General features: G+C 71.8%; 6 protein-coding genes. 5 read left to right on the top strand and 1 reads right to left on the bottom strand.

Annotated elements, in window-relative coordinates; translation table 11 throughout:
- Window positions 1-11: 11 nt before the first annotated feature.
- The 3 genes from CHF15_RS24575 to CHF15_RS24565 all read left to right on the top strand — a co-directional run bounded on the left by CHF15_RS24575 (window position 12) and on the right by CHF15_RS24565 (window position 6,860).
- Window positions 12-2,270: an alpha-L-rhamnosidase-related protein gene (locus CHF15_RS24575; RefSeq protein ID WP_220093324.1), complete on the top strand. Its 2,259-nt coding sequence runs from the start codon at window positions 12-14 to the stop codon at window positions 2,268-2,270.
- Between the two features lie 182 nt (window positions 2,271-2,452).
- Window positions 2,453-5,659 carry an alpha-L-rhamnosidase gene (locus tag CHF15_RS24570; protein ID WP_089226044.1) on the top strand — a complete coding sequence of 1,069 codons (3,207 nt, stop codon included), beginning with the start codon at window positions 2,453-2,455 and terminating at the stop codon, window positions 5,657-5,659.
- Window positions 5,660-5,858: 199 nt separating this feature from the next.
- Window positions 5,859-6,860 (top strand): LacI family DNA-binding transcriptional regulator, encoded by a 1,002-nt coding sequence (locus CHF15_RS24565; protein WP_143681631.1) that lies wholly within the window; start codon window positions 5,859-5,861, stop codon window positions 6,858-6,860.
- A 265-nt stretch (window positions 6,861-7,125) separates the two neighbouring features.
- Here CHF15_RS24565 and CHF15_RS24560 read toward each other — a convergent pair whose 3' ends face one another.
- Complete coding sequence (locus CHF15_RS24560; protein ID WP_089226042.1) at window positions 7,126-7,611, bottom strand: hypothetical protein; 486 nt, start codon at window positions 7,609-7,611, stop codon at window positions 7,126-7,128.
- Between the two features lie 371 nt (window positions 7,612-7,982).
- On the opposite strand from CHF15_RS24560, the gene CHF15_RS46440 reads away from it, so the two are divergent.
- Both CHF15_RS46440 and CHF15_RS24550 read left to right on the top strand, forming a co-directional pair.
- The gene (locus CHF15_RS46440; RefSeq protein ID WP_089226041.1) at window positions 7,983-10,235 is read left to right on the top strand and encodes a SpoIIE family protein phosphatase; all 2,253 of its coding nucleotides are present in this window, start codon (window positions 7,983-7,985) and stop codon (window positions 10,233-10,235) included.
- Window positions 10,232-11,596 (top strand): carotenoid oxygenase family protein, encoded by a 1,365-nt coding sequence (locus CHF15_RS24550; protein ID WP_089226040.1) that lies wholly within the window; start codon window positions 10,232-10,234, stop codon window positions 11,594-11,596. The genes CHF15_RS46440 and CHF15_RS24550 overlap by 4 nt, the downstream gene beginning before the upstream one ends.
- The last annotated feature ends 155 nt before the right edge of the window (window positions 11,597-11,751 follow it).

Here is an 11,751-nt window from a genome sequence, read left to right as displayed (position 1 = left end):
ACCACACCATCGTGCTGAACAGACGCAACCGCAGGGGCGGGTTCCTCCGCACCTTCAGACGCTCACGCGTGATCGCGGCCGTGGCGCTGCTGACCACCATGGGTTCCGCCGCGGTGCAAGCCGAGGCCGCGCCCCCGCAGAACCCCGACTGGCAGTCCTATGTACTGGGTCCGGCCACCGCGCAGGTACTCCCGGCCGATGTGGAAACCCGGGGCAGCGTGACCAACCCGAACACCCTGGTCACGGGTCAGGGCAGCGCGACGACCCTGACAACGGCAGCCGGCGGCGCCCCGGCGTCGGTCCTCCTGGACTTCGGCAAGAACGTCGCCGGCACTCCCTACATCGACGTCACCGCCCGCACCGGCAGCCCCACCCTGTCGCTGGCCACCGCAGAGGCCCGCCAGTACATCCGCACGCCTGCGTCGACCACCGTGTCCGCCGCGGCTTCCTCCGGGGCCACGCAGGTCACCGTCGCGTCGACGGCGAACCTCGAAGTCGGCAACACGATCACCTTCGGCACCGGCACGACCGCCCAGGCCCGGACCATCACCGCGTTCGACACCTCCACCAGGCGGGTCACCGTCACGCCCGCCCTGACCCGGAGCCTGACAACGCAAACCAGGGCGGTCGGTGCCCCGGGAGCGCCGAGCTCGGACGAGTCCCGCGGCCTGGCGGGCGTCGGCGGCATCGACACGCTGCGGCCCACGGGAACGGGCCGGACCTCCGGCTCCTACCACGGCGGCTTCCGCTTCGTCCTGCTCACTCTGACCTCGCCGGGCAGCGTCTCGCTCTCCGCGGCAGGGGTCACCTTCCAGGGCGTCCGGGCCACCGCCGCGGACTACAAGGGCTGGTTCATGTCCAGCGACGACCAGCTCAACAGGATGTGGTACTCCGGCGCGTACACGCTGCAGCTGAACCTGAAGCCGGCCGGGCTGAACGGCCTGGCGGACAAGCGGATCTACGACGGCGCCAAGCGCGACCGCAGCATCTGGACCGGCGATCTTCTGGTCCAGGGACCGACCGCGATCTCCACTCTCGGCGACGCGGGCGCCGACTACGTCAAGTCGTCCCTGAACGTGCTGCTGGCCGCCCAGCGCTCCGACGGGGCCATCCCCGGCTCGCCGGACTTCAGCAAGGGCAGCAACCCGGCCGGATCGCCCCTGTTCTACTCCAACAACTACTCGGGCTACGGCGCACGCGCCGCGATCGACTACTACCGGTACACCGGGGACCGGAACTACATCACGAGCGTCCTGTCCGACCTGCGTGCGGAGCTCGCCTACAACGACCGGTTCCTGACCGCCAACCGTCTGGTCGCGTCGAACGACCGTGACTACTGGCAGGCCAGTCAGAGCGGCGAGGTCACCAAGTACAGCATCGACTACTACATCCTGCTCAAGGAGATGGCCTGGCTGGAGAGGCAGGTCGGCTCCGCGAGCAACGCCACCGCGAATGACGCCAAGGCGGAGTCGATCAAGCAGGCCGTCAACACCCGCCTCTGGAGCACGCAACTGGGCGCCTACGGCCAGAGCAGCGCCAAGCCCAATGTGCTCGTCGAGGACGCCAACGCACTCGCCCTGCAGTACGGCTTCGTCCCGGCCGACCGGCGCACCAGTGTGCTCAACGCGCTGAAGACACTGTGGACTTCATATGGCGCGATCATGGGGCCGGGGCTGGTCGACCCGACCGGCCACACCATCGAGCCGTTCGGCAACGGCATGGAGACCGCCGGACGCTTCGCTGTCGGTGACGCCACTGGTGCCTTCGACCTGATGCGCCGTACCTGGGGCCCGATGGTCGACAGGAGCAACCCGCTCTACACCGGCGCGTTCTGGGAGTTCAAGAACAGCAACGGCGGCGTGAACCGCGCCACCGCCAGCCTCGCCCATGGCTGGGCGGCCTCACCGACCGTCCAGCTCACCGAGCAGGTCCTCGGCGTGACCCCCGTGAACCCCGGCTACGCCACCTGGAGCATCAAGCCCCACACCGGCAACCTCGAGTGGGCCCAGGGCTCCGTCCCCACCAGCGCGGGCGACATCGCCGTTCAGTGGCAGTCCGACTCCTCGGCCTTCACCCTGCACGCCGGGACCCCGACCGGCACGAGCGGCACGATCGCTGTGCCGGTCACCGCCCAGGCCACCGTCACCGTCAACGGCCGCACCGTCTGCACGGCAGGAAGCTGCGACGCCTACCAGGGCACCATCGCCGACGGCTACGCCCAGCTCACCGTTCCCGGCGGCACGTACGACATCACCGTCAGCCGCGGCTGACACCCCACAGCCCGGTCTCCGCGCGCTCCTCCCCATGCGCGCGGGGACCAGGCTTCTGCCGGTCCGGCATCGGGCCGGCCGCCCTGCTCCGCACGACGCGGTGGCCGGAGGCGACTCCTCACCGAGCAGCGCCGGCCGCCGCGCACCACCTGTGACATGCCTTGATCGACAGGAGTTTGCCGATGTCCGAAGCACCGCGCGGTCTCAGCCGCCGACACGTCGTAGGGATCATGGTGGCCGGGGCGGGAGGACTCGCCCTCCCGATCGGGGTCACCAGCCCCGCGGCCGCCACCACCTCCCGTACGCACGGCGGCAAAGCGACCGTCGGACACCTCAGCATCGACGGCCGCACCGACGAGCCCCTGGGCGTCGACGACCCCTCTCCCCGCCTGGGCTGGCAGGTCACCGGCGCCCCGGCGAACTGGACCCAGAAGGCCTACCAGGTACGCGCGGCAGCCACCCCCGCGGACCTGGACCGCGGGCGCCACCTGTGGGACTCCGGCAAGGTCCTCTCCGACGCCCAGACCGACATCCCCTGGCGCGGAAAGGCCCTCGGGTCCCGCCAGAGCGTCGTCTGGCAGGTGCGCCTGTGGGACACCCGAGGCGAGGTGACGCCGTGGAGCAGCCCCGCCACCTGGGAGATGGGGCTGCTCAAGCGCACCGACTGGGACCCGGCCCAGTGGATCGAGTACCCCGGCCGGCAGGTCGGCGACCCTCTGCCGATCTTCGCCCGCGCCTTCGACGTCGACAACCGGCAGGGCGGCAAGGTCGTCCAGGCGCGCCTGTACATCGCCGGGGCCGGTCTCCACGAGGCCAGCCTCAACGGACGGGCCGTCACCGACGAGGTCCTCGCACCGGGAAGCTCCAACTACCAGCTGTCCGTCGAATACCGCGCGTACGACGTCACCCGCCTCATCCGCTCCGGAGCCAACACCCTCGGCGTCGAAGTGGGCCACGGCCAGGCCCTGGTCACCCGCTCCGTCACCAACCCGGCCACCGGCCGCACCGCGCCCTACGGCTGGTGGCAGAGCCAGTTCAAGGGCAACGGCACCCTGGCCGCCCCCGCCGCACCCGGGGACACCGCGGTCCAGTTGAGCAGCGTGAGCGGCTACCACGTGGGCGGCACGATCAACATCGACACCGGCGACGGCGGCGACCGCCTGGAGCCGCGCACGATCACCGACATCGGCACGGCCGGCGCCGACGGGACCGGCATCACCTTCACTCCGGCCCTGACCAAGCAGCACGCGGCCGCCGTGACCGTCACCGGCTCGGGGAACTCCCTGGCCGGCACCGACCCCAGCGCCGGGGCCGCCGTCTCCCCCCGGCTGATCGCCCGCCTGGAGGTGACCAAGGCCGACGGCTCGGTCCAGACGATCGTCACCGACCACTCCTGGAAGACCTCCCTCGGCCCGACCACCACCGACAACTGGTACTCCGGGTCCGACTACGACGCCCGCCGCGAACAGCCCGGATGGAACGCCCCCGGTGCCGACCTGTCTCCCACGGCCACGCGCCGCGACGGCAGCGCCGCCGGATGGGCACGCGCGGGCATCGCGCCGCCCCCGAACCTGACGACCGAGCTCGTGTGGCGCGTCGGCGAGCCGGTGAAGGTCACCGACCGGATCCACCCCGTCGGCATCACCCAGCCGACCCCGGGGGTGTGGGTCTTTGACTTGGGGCAGAACATCGCCGGCTGGCCGGAGCTCGCCGTGGACGGGAAGGTCCCGGCAGGAACGACCATCACCATGAAGCCTGCCGAGTCGCTTGCCGCGGACGGCACCGTCAACCAGGCCTCCATCATGGGCGGCGGCAGCAGCCGCGGCACCAATGTGTTCGCCACCTACACCACCCGCGGCAACCGGCACGGCGAGACGTGGCACCCCCGCTTCAACTACTTCGGCATGCAGTGGGTCCAGGTGACCGGCCTGCCCGAGGGCTACACCCCGACCGCCGAGACCATCACCGGCCTGCAGCTCCACGCGGCCACCCCCACCGCGGGCACCGTCACGACCTCCAACGACCGCGTCAACCGGATCCACCGCATGTCGCGGTACTCGATCATGAGCAACATGATGTCCACCTTCACCGACTGCCCCGGCCGGGAGAAGCTGGCCTACCCCGCGGACTACCTCCAGCCCTTCGGGTCCCTGCACCGCAACTTCGGCTACAACGCGTACCTGCGCACCATGGAGCGCCACCTGGCCGAGGGCCAGTCCAAGGCAGGCGACAACATCGGCAACGTCGCCCTCAAGGCACCCGTGTACGACTGGGGCTACACCGGCCGGTTCGGCGACGAGATCAACTGGGGCAACGGGATCATCCTCGTGCCGTGGTTCCTCTACGAGGTCTACGGCGACACCCAGACCATGGCGCGGTACTACCCGCAGATGCAGGCGTTCATGGACTACATCCGGACGCAGAAGGCGGGCACGGGCGCCGACGCCTACATCGTGGACGCCGCCCTTGCCGACTGGATCGCCGCCGAGAACACCTCGGGCCGTATCACGGGAACGTGGGGCTACCACCAGATCGCCGACCGCATGGCGAAGATGGCCGACCTCCTCGGCCGCCACGCCGACGCCCTCGAATACCGGAGCCTCGCCTCCAACATCAAGACCGCGTTCAACGACGCCTTCTACAACACGGCCCTCGGCCGCTACACCGCCCAGGGCGACGCGGGCACCACAGGTGCCTCCCAGGCCGCCCAGGCCCTCGCCCTCGACGAAGGCCTGGTCCCCGAGGGCGAACGCCGGCGAGTGCTGGACGCGCTGGTCGAACTCGTCCACGCCTTCCAGCCGTTCGGCGGCGGCCCGCACTTCAGCGGCGGCACCATCGGCCTCGCCCCGATCGTCCGGGCCCTGATGGACGGGGGCCGCGACGACGTCCTGTGGGACGCGCTGCAGGAAGACACCCGGCCGAGTTACGGGTTCTTCATGGCACCGACCACCGCGAACCCGCAGGGGCTCACCACCCACCCGGAGCAGTGGGACATGGGCAACTCCAAGAACCACATGATCCTCCTGCAGATCGAGGAGTGGTTCCACAGCGGACTGGCCGGCATCCGTCAGGCCCGCGGCACCGCCGGCTACCGGTACCTGGTCATCGACCCGCGCATCGTCGGAGACCTCACCCACGTCGCAGGCAGCTACCAGACCCCCCAAGGACGGGTCGCCTCCGAATGGACCCTGAAGAAGGGCACCTTCCGGCTGAAGGTCGACGTGCCCCCGAACACCACCGCCGAAGTCCGGGTCCCCAAGGGCGGCCGCGCACCGCACGACGTCCCGAAGGGGGCGACCTTCCGGCGCGTCGAGGGCGACCGGGCGGTCTACCACGTGCCTTCGGGAACGTACGTCTTCGTCGCACGGGACGTACACCCGGCGCGGTAGCCACCGGAAACCGGACCGCCGTACCGCCGGAACCGCATGAGGCCACGCCCTGGTGAAGCGCGACGAGCCTCATGCGGTCCCGCCGGAGTGCCGCCGGCGGAACCGGACGCCTCCGTCCACCGCCCGCGACGCCCCGCCGACCCCAGACCACCGCCTCGAGACCCGGGAGAACCGGCTGAGCCAGACGACCATCCGCGACGTGGCCGCCGCAGCCGGCGTGTCCGCCTCGACGGTCTCGAACTTCTTCCACCACCCCGGCAAACTCACCGGCGCCACCCGCGAACGCGTTCGCCAGGCGGTGGAAGCCCTCGGATTCGTCCCGAACCACGCGGCCCGCACGCTGCGCACCGGAACGAATCCCGTGATCGGATACATCGCGGCTGACCTCGTCAGCGCGGGGGCATCCGAGACCACCCACGCCATCGAGCGGCGGATCGCGCATGAGGGCATGCACCTCCTCATGGCGAATGGGAGCACCGAAGAGGGCGAACGGTCCTATCTGCGGCTGTTCGCACAGCAACGCGTGGCGGGCATCATCATCGCGCCCGTCGGAGACGTCGAACCCGAACTCTCCAGGATCCGCGCCCACGGCATCCCCAGTGTGGTCATCACCCGCCCGGCGACATCGACCACTCAGGCATCCGTCTCCACGGACCACGCACTCGCAGGCCGCATCGCGGTGGAGCACCTCGTCGGGCAGGGCCGGAGGCGGCTCGGTTTCGTGTCGGATGACCTCGGCGCCTGGCACGTCCAGGACCAACTCCGCGGTGCGGTCGGCGCGCTCGGCGCCGCACCCGGCATCGCCCTGGAGGTCATCCGTGCGGCCGACGGGTCACTGAACGCGGGAATCGCGTGCGCCGAGGCCATCGCTCAAAGGCCGCAGGAAGAACGCCCGGACGCCCTCTACTGCACCAACGGCAGCCTGGCGGTCGGTACGACCCGGGTCTTCGCCGCCGGGCCCGGTACACAGGATTCCCTGGACGTCGCCGTCATCGGCTACGACGCTGGCGCATGGGCACCACTGGCCGGGGCACCCGTCACGGCTGTCCGCGCCCCCCACCAGGAGACGGGTCTGACGGCAGTGAACCTGCTCTTCGACCGGATCGCCAAGCCCCACCAGGCGGCACGCGCGGCCGGCGCCCTCACATGTCCGCATGTGCGGCTCGCCCCGGAGCTCGTGCTGCCGGCGTCCATGGCGTAGTTCCGCTGAGCTGCCGGACTTCCTGAGCCGGTCGGCCGGCCACGGCGCACCGAGCACAGGGACGCCCGGAGGTATCGCAGTCGATCCCGGTCAGAACCGGACGCCCGCCCCACCGCCGTGGGGCGGGCGTCCGGCGGCTCGGACGAGGGCGGGCGCGGCCCGCGAGACGCGGACCCGCCGGCCCCCGTGCCTGGGTGCAGGCCGACCAGGCACCGGCACGGACTTCCGGCCCCGGGCCGGCCTGCATACCTTGAGACCGGACAGCTCACGGTTGTGTGACGCCCGGGGAGGCCGCCGGGCCCTGCGGCGGCGGTGTGAGACGTGGCGCGGGGACCGCGACCGCGCTCCCGCGCTCGACCACGACACGGCTGCCGTAGTGCTGGGACAGCCGCACCGCTTCTTCCGCCGCGCCCGCCCGGGTGGTCACCGCGACCGCCGAGCCGTCCGCCAGCGGTCCGGCCCCGGTGACGAGGATGCCCCGGTCCCGCCAGTACCCGGCGTCGGCCATGATCCTCCGGACCAGGGCCAGCATGGCCCTCTCCGACATCGCCGCGTCCTTGAACACCAGCTCCACCCCGGACACCCGGGAACGAACGGCCTCGTCCAGGCCGCTTCCCGGCCTGCGGTAGACGGTCAGCACGCCGCGACGGTGATCCAGGACAGTGCCCGCGTACCAGTCCTCATAACGGGAACGGACGATGCCGTGCACTTCGTCGGCCGCCCCCGAGAGCGCGGCGTCGTCGCGGAGCACCGATGGGGGCGCCGGCGGTCCTGGCGGCCCCGCGCCGCCTGTCGCGGTGCCGCATCCGACGATCACAGCGACCACGGCGCCCGCCGCAGCCGGCCACCGCACCACACGCGCGGGCTTCACACGCACCACCCCCTCGGGACTCGCCGACCGTGGGTATGACGGACGACCCCGCCCCGTGGTTCACCGCCGCTCCGTCCCCACCTCGGGAAGGGCCGCGGGCGTGGCACCGGCCGTCCCCGGCCCGGTCGTCGCCGGCGGGGCGGGCGAAGGGCAGGTCGTACGACCTTGCCCCGGTTACTGTGGAAACAGCCCGGTATCCGGATGGGAGCGGTGCGTCCGAGCCGGGACCGCAGCCGTAAGGGATGGCCGGCATGGGTGCTCCCACGAGACATCCGCCCACAGCGGCAGGTACCCCCCTCGGTCCGGCGACGGCCGTGATCGTGGTCGACGATGCCGCCGTGATCCGGGGATGGGACGAGGGGGCCACGGCACTTCTGGGCTGTCCGGCCCGCGAAGCGGTGGGCAGGCTCCTGACCGACGTCCTCCCACCCATGGGTGCAGCGGATCCTGAGGCGGGGGACCCCGGGGAAGGCGCGCCCGGTCTCGCGGGACGGCTCGGATCGGAGCGGGGATGGGAGGGCCGTCAGGTCGTACGCCGCGCGGACGGCCGCCGCCTCGACCTGGAGGTCGAGATCCTGCCCGTCCACAGCCCGGGCGGGCCGGCCATGCGCCTGATCCTCGCGGCCGACACCACCCGTACCTGGTGGTCCCGGGCCGGCCGCTCCCTGCTGGAGGGGATCACCTCCACCGCCCCCGTCGGCATGGCCGTACTCGACACCCGACTGCGCTTCACCTGGGTCAACGACGCCATGCAGCACATGTGCGGGGTCCCCCGGGAGCGGTTCCTCGGCCGGCTCCCGGCGGACGTCCTGCCCGGACTGGACGTGGAGCGCACCCAGGCCGAGATATGCCGGGTCCTGGAGACCGGGATTCCCTCCTCGGGCCGCAAGTACCTCGGGCGCGTCCTCGCGGACCCCGACCAAGTGGCCTACTCCACCTCGTGCTTTCGCCTGGAAGCCGAGGACGGGCGACCCCTCGGCGCCTGCTACATCGTCCTGTCCACCACCGACCTCCACCGCGCCCAGCACAAGCTGACGCTCCTGAACGAGGCCCGCAAGAGCATGGGCAACACCCTCGACGTCGCCGACGCCGCCCAGGAGTTGGCCGACGCCGCCGTCCCCGGGCTCGCCGACCACGTCACCGTCGACCTCCTCGACGCGGTCCTGCGCGGCAAGGAGGCACCGCCGGGCCCGGTCAGCGCCGCCACCGCCGCGACGCTCCGCTCGGCCGGTTACCGCTCCACCCGCGGCGACGTCCCGCCGCCCGTCCCGCCGGGCGGGCCCTGCGCGTATCCTGCGCGGTCGCCCACCGCTCGTGCGATCGCCGGCGGCGTACCGTCGCTCATCTCCCACGTGGACCCCGCCGACCCCCGCCGGACCGCCGACGATCCGGTCCGCGGCGCGCACGAGCGCCGCCTCGGCATCCACTCCCTGATGACCGTGCCCATCCGCTCGCGCGGCACCACCCTGGGAGCGGCCACGTTCGGGCGCTCACGGGACTCCGGGCCGTTCGAGCCCGCCGACGTGGACCTCGCGGAGGAACTGGCCGCGCACGCCGCGGTCTGCATCGACAACGCCCGCCGCTACAGCCACGAACACGCAGCCGCACTGGCCCTCCAGTGCAGCCTGCTCCCGGTGGACCTGCCGGCGCAGAACGCCGTCGAGGCGGCCTACCGCTACCTGCCCGCCGACGCGGAAGCCGGCGTGGGCGGCGACTGGTTCGACGTCCTGCCGCTCTCCGGAGCCCGTGTCGCCCTCGTCGTCGGTGACGTCGTCGGCCACGGCATCCACGCCGCCGCCACCATGGGACGCCTCCGCGCCGCCGTCCAGACCCTCGGACTCGGAGGTCTGCCCTTCGAGTCCGCCTGCTTCCCGGTACCGGAAGGGAGCGTCCTCGCCCTCTACACCGACGGCCTGATCCGGAGCCCCTCGCTCGACACGGACCGCGGCCTCCGGCACCTGTTCGACGCCCTCGCCACTCCCGGGGCACCGCTGGAGGAACAGTGCGAGGCCGCCGTCACCGGCCTCGCGGACCGCGGGCCGGCCGACGACGTGGCGCTCCTCCTGGCCCGGACGGGCGCCCTGGGGGAGGAGCACGTCGCGTGCTGGGACATCCCCAAGGACCCCGCGGCCGTCGCGTCGGCCCGGTCCAAGGCGGCCCGGCAACTGGCCTCCTGGGGACTGGAGGACCTCGCCTTCACCACGGAGCTGGTCGTCAGCGAGCTGGTCACCAACGCCATCCGCTATGGTTCTGACCCCGTCCGGCTGCGCCTCATCCGCGACCGCACGCTCAGCTGCGAGGTCTTCGACGGCAGCAGCACCTCCCCCCACATGCGGCACGCCCGGACGACCGACGAAGGCGGCCGCGGCCTCTTCCTGATCGCCCAGGTCGCGGAACGGTGGGGCGCCCGCTACGCGAAGTGCGGCAAGACCGTCTGGTCCGAGCAGGCCCTCCGTCCCGCCGGCACAGAGCAGGACGGCCCCGACGGGAAGGCGGCGCGATGAGCGGAGCGGATCAGGCGAACCGCTACCTCGAAGGCAACTACGCGCCCCTGGCAGAGGAAGTGACCGCCACCGGCCTGCCCGTCACAGGCGAGCTGCCGTGCGATCTGAACGGCCGCTACCTGCGCATCGGACCGAACCCGCGGGGCGACGCGGACCCGGCCACCCACCACTGGTTCACCGGAGCCGGGCTGGTGCACGGCATCCGGCTGCGCGACGGCGAGGCCGAGTGGTACCGCAGCCGGTTCGTCACGAGCGAGCGCGGTTCGCCGAACACCAACGTCGTGAGCCACGCCGGACGCATCCTCACCCTCGTGGAGGCCGGCAGCCCGCCGGTGCAGATCTGCCCCGATCTCGCCCCGATGGCCGTCTGGGACTGCGAGGGAGCACTCAGCCGCGGCTTCACCGCCCACCCGAAGACCGACCCCGCGACCGGCGACATGCACGCCATGACCTACAACCCGCGCTTCGGGTCCGTCCGGTACGTCGTCATCGGCGCCGACGGCACGGCCAGGCACTCCGCCGACATCGAGGCCGCCGACGGGCCGATGGTCCACGACATGGCGCTGACCGAGACCCGCGTCGTGGTGCTCGACCTCCCGGTCACCGTGGCCGCCGCCAAGCGGCGCGCGCGGGCCGGTGAACCGGTCTCCAACCTGCCGTACACCTGGGACGACCGGCACACTCCGCGGCTCGGAGTCCTGCCCGTCGGCGGGACGGCCGACCAGGTCCGCTGGGTCGAGACGCCGCTCTGCTTCGTCTTCCACGTCCTCAACGCCTTCGACGACGCCGACGGCTCGCTGACCATGGACGTCATCCGGTACGACGAGATGTTCGCCCGCGATGTGCTGGGGCCCGGCGACGCCGAGCCGACGCTGGTGCGCTGGACGGTGAATCCCGCCCTGGGCACCGTCAACGAAGAGGCGATCAGCGAGTACCGTGTCGAATTCCCCCGCATCGACCGCGCGTTGACCGGTCGCCCGCACCGCTACGGATGGTTCGCCGGTTTCGGCGCGCACGGACTGATGATCACCGACGATGTGGAACGCAGCCGCACCGAGGGGTTCGGCGCGGGACCGCTGGTCAAGGTCGACACCCGCACCGGGGAGACCACGACGCACGACCACGGGCCGGGCCGGGTCACCATGGAACCCGCCTTCGTGCCGCGCCCGGACGTCGCGGGCGAGGACGACGGCTGGATCCTCTCGGTCGTCCACGACGCGGGCGTGAACCGGGCCGAACTGGTCGTGCTCGACGCGGCCGACATCACCGCCGCCCCGGTCGCCAGGGTGCACCTGCCCCGTCGCGTGCCCTTCGGCTTCCACGGGAACTGGATCGCCGACGACGAGATCGGTGCCGGCTGACCGGCCGGTGGCAGAGCGCAGGCCGCGACGTCCGGTCGCATTCCCCGCCGGAGGAACACGCACTCTCCGTGATGTGACCCAGCGCTCACCGCACCGCGTTGCCTTCGGGGACGACTCCGCATTAGATTCTCGGTAGATAGAACGTTCTATCTATC

This window comes from Actinacidiphila glaucinigra, assembly GCF_900188405.1.
Lineage (GTDB): Bacteria > Actinomycetota > Actinomycetes > Streptomycetales > Streptomycetaceae > Actinacidiphila > Actinacidiphila glaucinigra.
Note: the sequence above shows the minus strand (reverse complement) of the source record. Positions and strands in the feature narration are given on the sequence as shown.